Below are 15540 nucleotides of genomic sequence, written 5' to 3'. Positions count from 1 at the left end.
ACGTGAACAATGAATCATCATCCAACGAGAAAATAAGAGACAACAACTGCAATCATATTGTTATTCAAAGACGTTACGACACACTGGGCGCTTTGAATGATTTGCTGATCGCCATCTGGTTTTTGATCGGCAGCTTCTTTTTCCTAAATGAGTCGCTAACCTATAGTGGTACCTGGTTGTTCATTGTTGGCAGTGCGCAACTCATGATTAAACCTATTATAAAGCTGATTGGTTTGTTTCATATCGGCCGCGTGCATCCTGATTTAAAGCGACGTCATACAAATAACGCTAAGTAACCTATGAGAACGCTTAATCATAGGATATCTCATAATGTCGCTCGACATTCACTGTGATGCCCCCCCACCTAGAGGCTTTTACGCGTCTTTGATGAGCCTCGAAAGCTGCTTTATCTGTAAACACTTCATGAACGTCAAACCGAAGTGGATTCTCTGCGCACGGTGTGACTGAGAAGCTCAAACAACCGTGTTCTTCGAGCGTCAAACGAATATGTATCGGTAATTCTGCTTTAACATCGGCTAAATCGGCTTCAGGTACAACGATGTGACCCGTCAAACGAACTTGCGTCATGTACTAACTCCCACCAATTGTATTTCCACACTAACATAATATACCGCTATTGGAGTACGTCCCTTTATTGCTCTTCTGCGTAGGAGCAGTGTATGACCCCATTAACTAAAGACACTAAACCGAACACACCAAATCGACATACCTTATGAATAAACTTTACCATGACTTTGCCCCTAGCAGTTGTCTGATGAAGGCAATTTTATTCGTTCATTGTTGCAGTGTACGTCACGTCTATGAAAACACTCGGTAAAATTAGTGCTCCACAACTATACATAAGCTTTTAACACAGAGATTGAATATCTTTGCTTGGTTTACTGAAGCAGACTTGAGACAATGCGCGAAACTTTACAAAGGCAAACGCAATATGAAACTTCTAGTTCGCAACCTTGCACGCACGACCACAGAGCAAGACATTCACGACCTTTTTGCTGCTCATGGCACTGTCGATCAATGCGACCTTGTTTTAGACAAAGAGACAGGGTTATCAAAAGGATTTGCGTTTGTCGAAATGCCTGATGACAAAGAAGCGAACAAGGCACTAAAAACACTTCACCACAGCAATATTGATGACAGTAAAATCCGAGTCAAAATGGCTCAAGATAAGTAACAACCCGCTCATTGAGAACGGGCCGATCTTTTTGTTTTGGAAAAATCAAAGTAACTATGGTTTGGCCCCTCAATCTAGCATTCCCACTATCGAATTGCAGAGTTTCTTGCCTCTTCCATGAGGCAACAGCGAGCTAGGTAATTACTGTCGTATTCTTTTCGGTAGTTGGCCGATCGTGTCCAACCAACCCTTTCGCTTTGTATCGCTAGCACTTAGGACAGGGCCAAAGTAAGTTGTAGATTTGTTCTTTATTCCAGAAAATCCTAGGATCGTTGTATTAAGTTGTTTTCGAATCACATCACCTTGCACGTAGCGATACCATATTGGCGGCGTATCGAGCGTAATAATCAATTCAGAAGTGCGCCCTTTTAATAACTTTTCAGGCTGAGACTTGCCTTGAATATATTTAAAAGCAAAATTAGGTAAAAAGCTCCGATCAAACAGCCCCTTAAGTTTGGCGGGCATTGATCCCCACCATACAGGGGTTACAATGACTATGTGATCTGACCATACGAGTGACTCTTGAAAGTGCCGTAAGTCTGGCTCTAAGGGTTGCGTTTTGTCATACCCCTGCTCCAAACTCAATTCGAAACTCATATCAGCGATATTAATTTGTTTAACATCATGTTTATCCGATGCGGACATTGCATAACGATCCGCAAACGCTTGGCACAAGCTGTTATTTTTTGGGTTTGCATTAATCACTAACACTTTTGACATGACTGCCATTCCATCTTAATTCAAAGGTGCAGTGTAAAGTCTCACCTATAGGTCAGAGTCAACTCCTTCAAGGCAATCACTAATTGATTTTTTATAATCTTCTAGCCGGTCTTTTCGAACTTCCAGCGCCTTTATTTGTGCCGCAATGTCATATTGCTTTTTTATCAAGACTTCGATCACCTGACGCCAGTCAAAACCCTCTTTCTCACATTTCAGCGAAGCTAATTCAGCAAGCGTAATCCCGACACTTTGAGCCTCTTTAATGATCTTAATTAAACGAATATCGGATTCATTATAAACTCGGTACCGACCAGATCTAGGCACTTTTAATAAACCTAATGATTCGTACAGCCGAATTGCTCGTTGGGTTGCACCGGATAGCTCCGATGCCTCTTTGATAAACACCTAATTCTCATTCCTTAGATCAATACTGGCCTGATAGACAACGTCCAATCTTACACTCGCGGCCCTAGAGTTAGAACGAATTAGGGCGCTGATTTCACCAGCGCCCTAATTCGTTTACCGTGAGTTCTCAATGTTATGAAACATTTTTAACTTCAATCAAGTTAACCGCCTTACTCGCATCGTCAATTAACCCGTCAATTTTCCTCATATTCTCTAGCTGACCTTGAAGTTTCACAGATAGCTCTGTGAGTTCAGTGGATGAAACAGCTGTCTCTTCAGCAGAGGCAGCTGTTGAGTGAATAACCTCATCTATTTCTGTCATGCCTTGATTTACTTGGCTTAATCCTGCAGCCTGACTTTGTGAGGCACCATCAATTTCCGCGATCGTACTTGAGATCGTTTCGACATGTTTAACGATATCATCCAACGCCGTTACACACTTCTGGGAAATAGCGTTGCCTTTTTCGACATTTTCTACGGATGACTGAATATATTGTGCTGATTCACTGGCTGCCTTTGTACTACGCTCAGCCAGTGATCGCACTTCATCTGCTACAACTGCAAATCCACGCCCCATCTCTCCTGCTCTAGCGGCCTCAATTGAGGCATTGAGCGCCAATAGGTTGGTTTGAGATGCGATATCGTCGATCACATTGATAATGTCACTAATGGCTTCACTTGACCTATTAATCTCCTGCATCGCTTGCTCAAGTTCCTTGATCTCATTCGATGCCAGCGTTGCTGCGCGCCGCGCCTCAGACGAAACCGTACTCGCCGCAGATGCACGATCAGCATTGTCATTCGCTTGAGTAAGGATTTCATTTAATGCCCCCGCCATTTGAGTAATCGAAGCCGCTTGCTGAGTGGATCCTACGGTAAGCTCATGACTAGCGACATTAAGATCTTTCGCACCAGATGTCAGGCTTTCACTAATGGAATCTACATCGTTATACACCGCTCGCAGTGCCACTTTTTCTGACACTTCCTGCACATACTCGACGTGACCCATTTCTTTTCCTCCTAGATCTTTAATGTAAAACGTGTCGACTCGAAAATCCTTATCCCATTGATTAAAGAAAGTGGTCTGCTTCCCTTTTCTTAAGCAGTTCACACCACAATTTTCGGTTTTACAAATATTCGCCCCCCAATTCGAACATTGCTGGCCTAGTACGTCTTCACGCTTTACGCCAAGAGGGTCTGTCGCCGCACGGTTAACGAATGTCCAATTCATGTCTAGATCGGTTACGGAGAGTGGATTTGGGATGGAATCAAGGATTTGCTCATAAAAATTAACCTGCTCCTTGGCCAATCGCTCCATTTTAATCAAGCAAATCAATGATCCCGCCATCGCAGCTACCAAAAGCAACAAGATCATGTTTTCGGCCGCAAACACTATCGCGACTACTATGGAAATAAGATTCAAGGCTAATGCCAAGCGGTAATAATTTTTCATGCTTTATCCTCTAAGACCCACTTTAAAAACCAATATGGATACAGTGGTAATCTAACTTAGCCATTTTGATGAGTAATCCACACTTCAGATGCGAATTGGTAAAAGAACGTAACAATCGTCGGTGATTGAGTGAGCAATCCATGGGACATACATATTGTTTGTATACGAGATTTTGTTCAGAAAGGATCAATAAAAATAGCCAAAGCGCGAAATCTTTGCCAACTACGTTTAGCGCCAACCTTTCTACCAACAAACAAAAGGCTAAATTTCCAACTTTTTTAGGCCTTCCGTACGGCGACGATGTCGATCTGCTTCACTTGATCGCCACCTTTTGAGAATAAATTCTGCAGAAACATAGCGAATCATTTTAGGTCAACCTGCCTATTAAAGGTGCATTTTGTATGCAATTTACAGTAAATCATACGACTAAAATTTAAAGCAACATTGTACACAATTTCATAAATCAACCTAACTTATTGATTTTACGACTTAAATTCAAGTTAGCAGAAACAACACATAAAAATGGCACGAAGCATGCAATTGCACACAATAGAATTAACAAATTGTTCTTTCTACTTGATTTAATTGTATACGATATATCAATTGGGGCTGGCGACTGTTGGCTTTTATTACCCAAAAATCATTAGCGGAGTGTTATAGATGAAGAAGAGTCATTTTATTAAAGCAAGCCTTTTAACCAGCTTAGTAGGTATAGCCATATCAGGCCCTGCATTAGCAGACAATCCAACATTAAAAATAGGTTTCGTTGGCGTAACCTCTGGCCCAGCTGCCGCATGGGGGATTTCTAATCAGCGTTCAATGGAAACACGCGCCGACTGGATCAATGAAATCGGCGGCGTGAAAATTGGTGATAAAACGTACGACATTGAAATCGTTGCGTTTGACGACCAAAAAGACCCAAAGCGTGCGGTTGCTGGTATGGAGAAAATGGCTCAAGAAGGCATCCATTACGTAGTTGGCCCTAATGTCGACGACGGAGCAGCAGCGGTACGCCCTGTTGCCGAACAAAAAGGCATTATGTACTTCCCTTACGCCTTCCCTAAATCTTTGTATACTGCGCCAGCTTCCAACGCCGTATTAGGCATGGTGGCAAACTACCAGTCAGGGCCAGCAATCTACAAATACTTAATGGAACATAAAGGCGTTAAGAAAGTCGCTTTCGTTGCTGCCAACGAATCAGACCCACTAAGCCAACGCGATGGTGGGGTAGAAGCCGCGAAAAAACTGGGCTTAGATGTCGTGTCTAGTAATGTCACGTACCAAGTAGATACCACTGACTTTACGCCAGTGATTCTGCCCGTTATCAAATCTCGTCCTGATTTATTAGTGCTATCTGGTGTTTCCCCTGCTAACGCCCCTCAGTTGATCCGTTCAGCTCGCGAGCTTGGATACACTGGCTTGATCTCGACTGAAACGGCACAAGATGCCAACGTGTTAAAAGAAGGTGCAGGTGATCTTGCAAACGGGTTCATCTCTGTAGGCGGTGCTTCAACACCTGAACTTGCTTCAGACACCATGCGCGAGTTCGTTAAGCGCTACACAAAAAAATACGGCGAATATAACGACGAATCTAACACCAAAGTGTACGCCCTTGAGTACATCATCGCGACCTTACAAGCAGATCCAGATGCGATAGATGACGTGCAAGATTTCCAAGAAACAATGGACACTTTCGAGGCACCAAACCCATATATGGTCGGTAACGCCAAGCTAAAATACGTGGGTGACACGTCGTTTGGCCAAAAACGTCAATTGTCTGTTCCTCTTGTTGTAAACGTATACAAAGACGGCAAGTTTGAAACTCTATTTGTTGCACAAGTGGACTAATTCACTCGACAAAAGAGTTTAGTTAATAGGTGGCTCTGGATTTGCTTTCATCCTTCATAGCTTTGGTCAGCTTAGAGCCACCTTCTTTTGCTGCCACAAACAACCTAGTGATGCGACCACTCAATTCTCCAAGTCCCACTGAGCATTGATTGAAATACGTCATCTAATCACTGGTATGAGTGGTGATGCTCCTTGTTTTCATTAGGAACATGTATGGAACAAATAATTGTTAACGGGCTATATCTCGGCGCTCAATACGCTCTGATTGCCTTGGGGTTGACCCTAATATTCTCACTGATGAATGTGATGAATTTCGCCCACGGACAAATGTACGTTATGGGTGGTTTTATTACCTATACCGTTGTCTCTCAGTTTAATATCCCATTTTTTATCGCTCTGATTATATCGGGGATGGCTCTCGCTGTGATCGGTGCTTTAATCGAAAAATTCCTCTTTCGCCCAGTGATTAAAAAATCCAAACGGGATGAAAGCACCATGTTACTTGCCGCAGGCATCGGCTTCTTTTTAGATTCTGTCATCCTACTGGCGTTCGGTGAAAAACAACGTGGTGTACCTAAAATTATCGACGGCGTTTTCAACTGGGATTTCCGCATCATCATGCCTTACGACCGCATCGTGATTGGTTGTATTGCCATCGCAATGATCATCGCCTTCATGCTGTTAATGCATTACTCGAAAGCGGGCCGCGCCATGCGCGCACTGGCTCAAGATAAAGTCGCTGCGACACTTATGGGCGTCAATGTAGACCGCTACCAAATGATTGGCTTTGCCTTAGGGGCCATGTTGGCAGGGGTTGTGGGCGGTTTACTGGTGACGATCACTGGTATCAACCTAGGCATGGGCGGCCCGACCTCTACCAAAGCTTTCATTATGATTATGATCGGCGGCGCAGGTGTCATTCCTGGAGCGATCGTTGGAGGCTTTATTCTGGGTATGATGGAAAGCGTCGGTTTGTCTGTGTTATCTCAATACGGTGACATCACCTACCTGTTGATCTTCGCATCCTTAATGATCTTTTTAGCAATTAGACCACACGGTTTAATGGGTAAGCCTTGGGGGTAATCGCATGAATAAAAAAATCTTAGCCTATGTTGCATTGTTTCTTGTCTTTGTTTATGCCGTCGTCCCAATGCTGATTAATATCTCAGGACGTTTGGATTTCTATTACACATTGACCTCTGTTGCTTTACTTTCAATTGCTTCGGCAGGGGTTTGGCTGACTTTTTATATTGGTCGTATCAACATCGGTCAAGGTGCATTTGCGTTAGCGGGCGGTTATGTTTCCGCTATTTTAATTAGCCAGTACGGTTTTAACTTTTGGGTAACCTTACCCATTGCAGGACTTTTCTGCGCTGTATTATCCGTCTTTATCGGACTACCTATCCTGCGTTTGCGAGGTGTCTACTTTGCCATGGTGACTTTGGTGTTGACGGAAGTCATGCGCTTGACCACGTTAGCTCTGCCTATTACCCAAGGCGCGAAAGGCATTACTTCTCTGCCTCTACCCAGTGGGCTAGAAATCTTTGGTCTGAAATTGATTCCAGATTTCTCGACTTTGGAAAATCCTAAAGTTGGCTTCTATATGATGGCCATTACTTTAATGATCATTGCCTATGCTGTGTTGTATCGCATCGTCAATTCACGTCTAGGGCACTTATGTCGTTCCTTACAACAAAATGAAGAGTTGGCCTCTTCTATCGGCGTCAACACAACTTATTTACGTGTGCTGACTTACTCAATCTCATCTTTCTTTGGTGGCATTGCCGGAGCAAGTTTTGTGGCGATTACCCAATCCATCTACCCCTCCTCCTTCCAGGTCGCGGACAGTATTAACTTTATGCTGAATTGTTTCTTGGGAGGTTTAGGTTACGTCTTTGGGCCAATGCTGGGAACCCTAATGCTCTACTTTGGTTGGGACTTGCTGTTCACGATTGGTAAGTACCAAATGCTGGTGTACTCAAGCTTATTGATCATCTTGATGTTGTTCTTGCCGAACGGCGTTCTGAGTTTATTTGACCGTAAGGAGAAACGATAATGAAGCCCTTACTCGAAGTGCGTAACGTAACCAAACGCTTTGGCGGTCTAATCGCCGTTAACGATGTAAGCTTTGACGTACGCAAAGGCGAAATTTTGTCTGTCATTGGTCCAAATGGTGCAGGCAAATCGACTTTATTTAAGTTGATCTCGTCCTTTTTAAAAACCAGCAACGGCTTGGTGCTATTTCGCGGAGAAATTATTAGTAATCTGGCACCACACACCGTAGCTCGTCGTGGCGTAGTGCGTACCTTTCAGGAAACCACCATTTTTAAGTCCATGACCGTTCGCGAGAACATCATTGTTTCCCACCATTTGCAATCTAAAGCCTCTCTACTGGGCTTTTTCCTTGGCTCACGAAAAGCTAGAGCCGACGAAAAGCGTTTCGGAGAGTCAGCCGATCGCATCATCGGACTACTCGGGTTGGAAAATATCGCTAATGAACTGGCTTCAAATCTGCCACAAGGTCATTTGCGTGTACTAGGGATGGCCATTGGCCTTGCTACTGACCCAGCCATCATTCTCTTAGACGAGCCCTTTGCAGGCCTTAACCATGATGAAACCATGCGTTTGGTCACACTGGTACAGCGTCTCAGAGATGAGCGTGAAGTCACCGTACTCTTGGTGGAGCACGATATTCCAGCGGTCATGAAAATCTCTAACCGCATCGTGGTACTGAACTTCGGGCAGAAAATTGCCGAAGGTACGCCACAAGAAATTCAGAATAACCCCGGTGTAATCGAAGCTTACCTTGGCTCAGAAGATATGGCAGTAGGGATTTAAGCGATGAATGAAATTCTAAAACTAGATAATGTCGAACTGTATTACGACCACGTTTATGCACTTAAAGGCGTTTCGGTGAATTTGCATGAAGGTGAAACAGTCGCCTTGATTGGTGCTAATGGAGCCGGTAAATCTTCCATATTGCGCGCCATTACAGGTCTATCAAAAATTAAATCCGGCTCGATCCATTACAAGGGCAAGCGCCTAGACGGAACCCTTGCCAGTGATATTGTCGGCCAAGGCATTGCCATGGTTCCGGAGGGCCGCCGAGTATTTCCTTATATGTCCATTAAGGACAATCTTCTTATGGGTGCTTTTACTCGTAGCGACAAAGCCGGCATCACAAAAACTTTAGAAAGTGTGCTGGAACGCTTCCCCCGATTAAAAGAACGCTACTCACAACAGGCAGGGACTCTATCCGGTGGTGAACAACAAATGATGGTAATCGGTCGCGCCCTTATGGCTGCCCCAAAAATACTCTTATTAGACGAACCAAGCTTGGGGATCGCTCCAAAACTGGTGCAAGAAATTGCTCGCTCTATTGTTGCGATTTCTCGCGATGAGAAAGTCAGCGTGCTCTTAGTGGAACAAAATAGCCGTATGGCCATGTCGATATCACACCGAACGTATGCCTTATCTACGGGAGAAATTGTGCTAGAAGGAAATTCAAAAGAGCTGATGAACGATAAGCGCATCAAGGAAGCATACTTGGGCGGAGATTTATAATGCGAATACTAGTCGTCAACCCAAATACGACCTCCCCTATGACAGAAGTAGCCTGCGCCGCTGCCCGTCAAGTTGTCAGCCCTGGAACGGAGATCGTGCCACTCACCTCAAACTTTGGCCCTGCGTCCATTGAAGGCTATTTTGACGAAGCTGTGTGTGTGCCTGGAATGCTCAAGGCGATCCAACAAGCTGAGGATTACGATGCGGTCGTGATCGCTTGTTTCGATGATACAGGGCTGGATGCGGCACGCTGCCTGACGGATAAACCCGTGATCGGCATTGGCGAAGCGGCTTATCGCGTCGCCTCTATGCTCTCTAATAAATTTAGCGTCGTGACGACCTTAAGCCGCTCTGTACCCGCCCTTGAACATAATCTATTACGCTATGGACTTGAGCGCCAATGCGCGCGCGTGCGCGCCACGGATATTCCAGTGTTAGAGCTGGAAAACGAAAGCGCTCGTGCCTATGACAAAATCGCCAGTGAAATCGAAGCTGCCCTCAGAGACGATAGAGCCGAAGCCATCGTTCTTGGCTGCGCTGGTATGGTGGAGTTGGCAGACAAGCTTACGAAACACTACCAAATCCCAGTGCTCGATGGCGTTACTTGCGCTGTGTCTATGTGTGAAAGTCTAATTAGACTGGGGGTCAAAACCTCACGCAAAGGGGGCTATGCGCCACCACACACAGAGAAGATCTCAGTACTTGGCTGAGCACTGAATCACATGCCCGCATTCCCATCAAATGTGTGGAGCAATAGCGAGAAAGAAACATTCCTCCTAAACGTCTGCAACCATGCCTTTCCATTTAGTTAACAGAAAGGCGTGGTTGAACTCAGATCGCTGTAACGCTTCTTCGAAGTACTAGACAATTAAGGATCACCCCACAAGGCGAACAGTTTTTGTTTCACTGTCGTCAGGCGCTAAATAGCCTAGAGCAGGGATGCATCTCTGCTCATCAAACACAAGGTAAAGTGACGGGAAAACTCAGACTGTCTGTGTCATCGGACTTGGGTCGTAATACCCGAAGATTCATCCATGGTGTCATTTCATATCGCAACGATGAAACGCATCACTTGTGCTTCTCCTGACTATATATTGGAACATGGAAATCCCATTACGCCAGAGCAACTATCGACCCATAATTGTTTGCTGTACCGCCTTGCGGGTCGCTTTTTTGACCAATGGGAATACTCAAATCATGCAGAGACCTACAAAATTAAAGTCGAAAGTAATCGGGTCAGTAATGATACAGATATTGTGAAGCGATGGGCCGTGACTGGAAAAGGCATTGCGTACCGTTCTTTAATAGATATTCATTCAGAACTAAATAATGGACAACTGGTTCAACTGTTACCCAACTATCAATCACCGGCTGTTGAACTCCATTTGATCTGCCCGAGTAGAAAACAAGTTAGCCCCGCGGTTATTGCCTTTAGGGAACTGCTTAAGAACAAGCTTTCAGAGATTTTATCCGAAGCCAATTGAAAAGAATGACACTCGCTGACAATTTCCCTTCCGTCAACCTATTGGAAAGCATGTCTATTTAATCGAACAACCCGTCGTGGAAGATACGCTTATTTATACTGATACAGGTGACGATACATCACAAACGGTACCCTCTGGCGCTTTAAGCAACATTCGGTTTTGACCATAGAAAGTTAGTTGAGGTGGTTTAAGTATCGGGTACCCAAGTTCCTCAGCCTTTTGCATGACGCTATTAACGTCTTCAATCTAGATTGTTCTAACATAAGTTCGTTATCAAACGGTTAATCTTCATATTTCCGCCCTCATACACTGACTCACTCATAGCTTAATAAACCAATTGTGGATATCGGTTCAAACAATTTAGAAACGTGATGTAAGACCAAAGCGAAGGCGCCAGCCTTCTCCATCAATGTTTGACGATTGACCATCTAGACTAAAACGATTGTTTTCTGGAGAAAATACCGAAAGAGCAAAGGTTATAGGAATTGGCAAGTTATTGAATGGTCTTACTTGTTTTTGTAATGCGAGCTCGAAGTAATCGGAATCTAAATGACTTTGCAATTCATCTCTTTGGTATTTGAGCCTGTGATAGCCTAACCGAATGCCAGAACTTCGGCCGACCAAGCCTGTACTAACATAGAGCTTATTATAATGCAGCGGCTCACCGACTTTTCCCTGTTGCAAGTCTATGCCAAGGGACAAAGCTGCCACCTTTTCTCTAAACTGTATCCCTAAGGCGTGTTGCTGAGAATCATCGAAAGACTGCAAACCATACACTTCAATAAGGTCTAACCAGGTACCACGATGATAGAGCCCCAATCGCCCCATTCCATCCGCTTCGTCTTGCTGTATTGGTAAAGTCACACCAGCTCTTAACCAAGAGTTAAAGGCATACTGTAATGGAATTGCCTGTTGACCATTATCATCGGCGTATACGCCAAAACTCAAGGAAGACTGAGGCGCTTCTGCAATTTTCTTAGGTGGCTCAAATACCATTGGCTCTTCCAGATTCCGAGAAAAATCAGATAAGACGATAATAGATTGAATTTCCGTTTGGCTTTCTCTAACCAACTTTTTGTACTCATGCCGCAGCTTCTGTTCTACCTGCACTTCATAAGCTCGCATGCGATCAAGTGAGCTCAAGAGAATTTGGTTAGCTTGAACTTGAGCGGCTTTCAGTTTGCGCTCAATACTCACCTGCTCTGTTTGGACCGCCAGTAATTGCTCTTCATAAGTAACAATCAGCTCGTCCTGAGTGCGCGACGCTTCGTTCTCTTTATCGGCAAAAGCATCTGCTGCTTGGTTAACTTGAGTACTCATCAATACTTGGAAGTCGTTGTCTAATTTTGCAATAGCAACGTCCAAGGCTTGCCCAGTATAGGTATTTTTTAGAGTTTCTAATTGGTCCTTATAACTATTCAAAGTCAGTTCGAATTGAGATTGCAACTCCTGTGGGTTAGTCAGAATGGGGAGCTCAGGTAACGAAATATCGATATCAAGATCGTCCAAGTTGATGTCATCTACGCTGACATCAATATCTTCAAGGCAAGAATCATTTTCTAAACAGTCAATCAGGTCATCGACACTAAATGCCCAACTGGTCGCGCTACCTAGAACGAAGGAGAATGTTAATAGAAAGAAACATATTTTGTTTAAGTAGGATGGCAAGTGCACTTTCATTCCTTGTAAATACACGCTCTGGCGTTCGTAATACCTGACAATATCCCTTTAGTAAGTAAGTTGGCAAGCAGTACAAAAGATAGCAGTTATCCAGCAACGAGTCCTTATATGCTCATCAAAGCATACAAACCATGAACAAAACCTCAAACGGAACATGGGAATACTGTTTGATGCCCTTTTCTTTAAATACCAGTTTTTAAACGCTACATGCTCAGCAATCAGAACTAAGCACACACCAATACTGAATTGTTTTCGCATTGCGCCCATAACGCGTCAACTAGCCCTAATTTTATCAATCAATGCCAATTGAATGTCGGGCAGGTTGTCTGCCACTTCTTTATAAGTCTTTTTCTCTTGCAGTACGCTAATAATAGGCATTATTGGAGCCGACCATATTTCTGGCAAGTCGGCCTCTCCATCTACAATGATAGGGAACGCTAGACGCTCAACTGGTGGACAAAAATCTGCGGATACGCCTTTTTTATTCCCTCTCGCATCGAGACGGTACCAGCCATGATTCTTAAGATAGACGGCATTGAGACCATGCAAGCAAAACGGTGGCTTATCATGGTTTATTGTCAGTCTCTGGTAACAAAGGCCCGCAGGGATGCCATTCGCGCGCAGCAGCGCTGCAAGTAAGTGACTCTTAGCATAACAATACCCTGTTCCGTATCTTAGAACGTCGGATGCTTTACATGTCACAGGGTTACACTCGTAATCCCAACTATGTTTGATTTCGTCTCTGACGAAAATAAAGCATTTCTCTGCAATCGCTTCGTCACTATCGGCACCAACAGCTAATGATTGTGCCTTTGCCAACACTTCTGGTGACTTCCAATCTATGTACTCTGTTGACTCTAAATACTGTTGCACTCTTGCAATCTCCCATCGCAGCAAACTGATTTCTCTGCTTATTGTATGTAACTAATTCGAATGAAACAAAGTACCCTCCTTCACTTCGATTTTCTTGCCATTTGAAACTTCTAAAACCACTTAATTGATCAAAATAAAAAGCCACTTCCCTTCGATTAGGGAAGTGGCTTTTATTCACACTCAAACTGCTGTCTTAACTAGTCAAAGCAGATTTATAACTGACGGTCTGAGCTAATTACAAATTTCTCGACAATACCTTTAAGACCATGCGACATTTCTGTTAATTGTTGAGAGGTTCCAGCACCCTCTTTCGCTTCAGATGTCGTTTCGACGTTTTTAGCGGCAATACGATTAAGGTTATTGCTCGTATCGTCAATGGTTCGGGCCTGCTCATCAGAGGCGACGGCTATACTGCCCATCAATTCACAAACTTCTTCAATCGACTCTACGATTTCTTTAAGGCTCTCAGACGAATTTCCAGACACTTCTGCTCCTAATTGGGTCTTCTCAACGACAACTTCAATCAACTTCGCTGTCTCATTGGCCGCTTTCGTACTTTGTGCAGCCAAGGCCCGAACTTCATCTGCAACGACAGCAAAGCCTCTGCCCGATTCCCCAGCCCTAGCGGCCTCAATCGCTGCGTTTAGGGCGAGCAAATTCGTTTGATTTGCAATGTCTTCTATTGCAGAAAGAATAGAAGAAATATTGCTACTGGCCTCTCTGATATCATTCATAGCCGACACGGTTTTGCCGACAAGGTCGCTACCAATTGTTGCTGAATCTTTTGCTTTTTGGCCAAGGTCATCAGCCTGTTTAGCAGTCGTCGCCGTAATCTTAACTTGTTCATTGACTTCAACTATTGCCGCAGAAATCGACTGTATCGACTCTTCAGAACTTGCAGTGTTAGAAAGTATTGTTTCACTGGAAAGCATCACTTTGTTGCTTTGCTCTACAATGCTGTTGGTGTAGTCCGTAATATCCGTAACAATACTTTTCAGGTCGGAATTTGTTTTTATCAAAGCATTCGTTATGACGTCTTGCTCACCGTTTGATTTCAGACTGCTCGTTAAATCACCTTCTGATATTCTTTCTAAGCTACCCACAAAAACAGTGTCCAACTCTTCTGCAAAACGATCCAGCGAGGATGCCATATCACCAAGTTCATCAGAACGTTGAATATTCGTTCTGTTACGAACGTTACCGGTCGCCAATTGATTAACCATATCCGTCATTTTTAGAATTGGACTGGTAATAGATCGACTTAGCACAATGCCCACAGCAACAATAATGGCAGCGGTTACTAGGATAGAAAGTATGATCACCCATGTTATCGCACTCACCGCGGCAAATGCTTCATCACGAGATTTTTCAGCGATGATCGCCCAAGTCGTCCCTTTAAACTCTATTGGAGCATAGGCAGACAACACCTCGCGTCCTAAATAATTGTCCATGAGTCGCGATCCTGATTCACCAGCTAGCGCAGTGTTAATCGCAAGGCTTCTTGCTTTGTTATCTTGGTTTAAGAAAGCGGCATCGACAGAGTATCGTTCGCTATCCAGATAGGAATCAGAACGCATTAAGTTGTCATTACCCACGAGGTACGTTTCTCCTGTTTCTCCGAGCCCCGAACGCTGAGACATAATGCCTTGAATGACCTCTCCAGATAGCTCTAATACTACGACGGATACCACATCCCCACGCAAATTAAGCACTGGAGCACCGATAAAAAATCTTGGGCTATTATCTCTATAGACGTATGGTGTAAAGTCTTGAAACGCAGTACCTTTCGTATCTAATACCTTTTTCCATAATGATGAAATTGGATTTTTTTCATCAAAATTTACCTTAACATTTGTACCTAATTCGGGTCCTTTTTTCACACTATATATAATGTGGCCTTTATCAGCTGAAAGTAGTAATAAATCTCTATATCCAAGGACCTCTACATACTTTAATAGGTTTTCACTTTTTTCTTCCCAAATTCCCTCATAGTCAATATTACTAACACCAAACACATCATTTTCAGTTATGACTTCTTCTAGCTCTTGATAAACTTGTAGTGCACGGAATAGTTCTTGTATATCTCTACTATTGGATAGAATAGCGATATCTTTATCTGCACTTTCAAGATAGCCTTCAATTTGACTAGCCTTAATATCCCTTGAACTGACAAGGTTTTTAAAAACATAGTCATTCAATGCTGAGCCCGATTTCAATAATGCTATAGAAGCAACAATTGCTACTGGAAGAATCCCAATTAAAGAAAATATGAGCAACAACTGGCTTCTAAGTTTTAATCTACTTTTCATATTGTCATC

At 43.6% G+C, this 15540-nt stretch carries 16 protein-coding genes; 9 read left to right on the top strand and 7 right to left on the bottom strand.

Features of this window, described 5'->3' with window-relative positions:
* Positions 1–2: 2 nt before the first annotated feature.
* A complete protein-coding gene (locus DN730_RS01885; protein ID WP_211313810.1) occupies positions 3–296 on the top strand; it encodes a YrhK family protein in 294 nt (97 codons plus the stop codon).
* 13 nt (positions 297–309) lie between these two features.
* Here DN730_RS01885 and DN730_RS01880 read toward each other — a convergent pair whose 3' ends face one another.
* Positions 310–588: a putative quinol monooxygenase gene (locus DN730_RS01880; RefSeq protein ID WP_115466409.1), complete on the bottom strand. Its 279-nt coding sequence runs from the start codon at positions 586–588 to the stop codon at positions 310–312.
* A gap of 364 nt (positions 589–952) precedes the next feature.
* Between DN730_RS01880 and DN730_RS01875 the strand changes: the two genes are divergently transcribed.
* Positions 953–1195 (top strand): RNA recognition motif domain-containing protein, encoded by a 243-nt coding sequence (locus DN730_RS01875; protein WP_115466408.1) that lies wholly within the window; start codon positions 953–955, stop codon positions 1193–1195.
* Positions 1196–1336: 141 nt separating this feature from the next.
* On the opposite strand, the gene DN730_RS01870 is transcribed toward DN730_RS01875, so the two are convergent.
* The 3 genes from DN730_RS01870 to DN730_RS01860 all read right to left on the bottom strand — a co-directional run bounded on the left by DN730_RS01870 (position 1337) and on the right by DN730_RS01860 (position 3773).
* Positions 1337–1915 carry an NAD(P)H-dependent oxidoreductase gene (locus tag DN730_RS01870; RefSeq protein ID WP_115466407.1) on the bottom strand — a complete coding sequence of 193 codons (579 nt, stop codon included), beginning with the start codon at positions 1913–1915 and terminating at the stop codon, positions 1337–1339.
* 45 nt (positions 1916–1960) lie between these two features.
* Positions 1961–2320 carry a MerR family transcriptional regulator gene (locus DN730_RS01865; RefSeq protein ID WP_115466406.1) on the bottom strand — a complete coding sequence of 120 codons (360 nt, stop codon included), beginning with the start codon at positions 2318–2320 and terminating at the stop codon, positions 1961–1963.
* A 133-nt stretch (positions 2321–2453) separates the two neighbouring features.
* The gene (locus DN730_RS01860) at positions 2454–3773 is read right to left on the bottom strand and encodes a methyl-accepting chemotaxis protein (protein ID WP_115466405.1); all 1320 of its coding nucleotides are present in this window, start codon (positions 3771–3773) and stop codon (positions 2454–2456) included.
* Positions 3774–4433: 660 nt separating this feature from the next.
* On the opposite strand from DN730_RS01860, the gene DN730_RS01855 reads away from it, so the two are divergent.
* From DN730_RS01855 to DN730_RS01825, 7 genes are all read left to right on the top strand, one after another.
* Positions 4434–5621, top strand: a complete 1188-nt coding sequence (locus DN730_RS01855) for an ABC transporter substrate-binding protein (protein WP_115466404.1) — start codon at positions 4434–4436, stop codon at positions 5619–5621.
* Positions 5622–5834: 213 nt separating this feature from the next.
* Positions 5835–6704 (top strand): branched-chain amino acid ABC transporter permease, encoded by an 870-nt coding sequence (locus DN730_RS01850; protein WP_115466403.1) that lies wholly within the window; start codon positions 5835–5837, stop codon positions 6702–6704.
* Positions 6705–6708: 4 nt separating this feature from the next.
* A complete protein-coding gene (locus DN730_RS01845) occupies positions 6709–7677 on the top strand; it encodes a branched-chain amino acid ABC transporter permease (RefSeq protein WP_115466402.1) in 969 nt (322 codons plus the stop codon).
* Positions 7677–8459, top strand: a complete 783-nt coding sequence (locus DN730_RS01840) for an ABC transporter ATP-binding protein (protein WP_115466401.1) — start codon at positions 7677–7679, stop codon at positions 8457–8459. Before DN730_RS01845 ends, DN730_RS01840 begins: the two co-directional genes overlap by 1 nt.
* A gap of 3 nt (positions 8460–8462) precedes the next feature.
* Complete coding sequence (locus DN730_RS01835) at positions 8463–9185, top strand: ABC transporter ATP-binding protein (protein WP_115466400.1); 723 nt, start codon at positions 8463–8465, stop codon at positions 9183–9185.
* Positions 9185–9895: an aspartate/glutamate racemase family protein gene (locus tag DN730_RS01830; RefSeq protein WP_115466399.1), complete on the top strand. Its 711-nt coding sequence runs from the start codon at positions 9185–9187 to the stop codon at positions 9893–9895. The genes DN730_RS01835 and DN730_RS01830 overlap by 1 nt, the downstream gene beginning before the upstream one ends.
* A 324-nt stretch (positions 9896–10219) precedes the next feature.
* Positions 10220–10669 carry a substrate binding domain-containing protein gene (locus DN730_RS01825; protein ID WP_211313809.1) on the top strand — a complete coding sequence of 150 codons (450 nt, stop codon included), beginning with the start codon at positions 10220–10222 and terminating at the stop codon, positions 10667–10669.
* 360 nt (positions 10670–11029) lie between these two features.
* On the opposite strand, the gene DN730_RS01820 is transcribed toward DN730_RS01825, so the two are convergent.
* From DN730_RS01820 to DN730_RS01810, 3 genes are all read right to left on the bottom strand, one after another.
* Positions 11030–12343, bottom strand: a complete 1314-nt coding sequence (locus DN730_RS01820; protein ID WP_115466398.1) for a hypothetical protein — start codon at positions 12341–12343, stop codon at positions 11030–11032.
* A 279-nt stretch (positions 12344–12622) separates the two neighbouring features.
* A complete protein-coding gene (locus tag DN730_RS01815) occupies positions 12623–13222 on the bottom strand; it encodes a transglutaminase-like domain-containing protein (protein ID WP_115466397.1) in 600 nt (199 codons plus the stop codon).
* A gap of 212 nt (positions 13223–13434) precedes the next feature.
* Positions 13435–15531 (bottom strand): methyl-accepting chemotaxis protein, encoded by a 2097-nt coding sequence (locus DN730_RS01810; RefSeq protein ID WP_115466396.1) that lies wholly within the window; start codon positions 15529–15531, stop codon positions 13435–13437.
* Positions 15532–15540 lie beyond the last annotated feature (9 nt).

The sequence above is a fragment of the Marinomonas piezotolerans genome (genome assembly GCF_003362755.1).
GTDB classification, from domain to species: Bacteria; Pseudomonadota; Gammaproteobacteria; order Pseudomonadales; family Marinomonadaceae; genus Marinomonas; species Marinomonas piezotolerans.
This window is presented reverse-complemented; position numbering and strand designations above follow the sequence as displayed.

What these genes read in the sequence shown, in the direction of transcription:
- DN730_RS01830 (WP_115466399.1), top strand. Translation starts at nt 9,185, where the DNA reads ATGCGAATACTAGTCGTCAACCCAAATACGACCTCCCCTATGACAGAA.
- DN730_RS01875 (WP_115466408.1), top strand. Translation starts at nt 953, where the DNA reads ATGAAACTTCTAGTTCGCAACCTTGCACGCACGACCACAGAGCAAGAC.
- DN730_RS01810 (WP_115466396.1), bottom strand. Translation starts at nt 15,531, where the DNA reads ATGAAAAGTAGATTAAAACTTAGAAGCCAGTTGTTGCTCATATTTTCT.
- DN730_RS01845 (WP_115466402.1), top strand. Translation starts at nt 6,709, where the DNA reads ATGAATAAAAAAATCTTAGCCTATGTTGCATTGTTTCTTGTCTTTGTT.
- DN730_RS01870 (WP_115466407.1), bottom strand. Translation starts at nt 1,915, where the DNA reads ATGTCAAAAGTGTTAGTGATTAATGCAAACCCAAAAAATAACAGCTTG.
- DN730_RS01880 (WP_115466409.1), bottom strand. Translation starts at nt 588, where the DNA reads ATGACGCAAGTTCGTTTGACGGGTCACATCGTTGTACCTGAAGCCGAT.
- DN730_RS01860 (WP_115466405.1), bottom strand. Translation starts at nt 3,773, where the DNA reads ATGAAAAATTATTACCGCTTGGCATTAGCCTTGAATCTTATTTCCATA.
- DN730_RS01825 (WP_211313809.1), top strand. Translation starts at nt 10,220, where the DNA reads ATGGTGTCATTTCATATCGCAACGATGAAACGCATCACTTGTGCTTCT.
- DN730_RS01835 (WP_115466400.1), top strand. Translation starts at nt 8,463, where the DNA reads ATGAATGAAATTCTAAAACTAGATAATGTCGAACTGTATTACGACCAC.
- DN730_RS01850 (WP_115466403.1), top strand. Translation starts at nt 5,835, where the DNA reads ATGGAACAAATAATTGTTAACGGGCTATATCTCGGCGCTCAATACGCT.
- DN730_RS01855 (WP_115466404.1), top strand. Translation starts at nt 4,434, where the DNA reads ATGAAGAAGAGTCATTTTATTAAAGCAAGCCTTTTAACCAGCTTAGTA.
- DN730_RS01840 (WP_115466401.1), top strand. Translation starts at nt 7,677, where the DNA reads ATGAAGCCCTTACTCGAAGTGCGTAACGTAACCAAACGCTTTGGCGGT.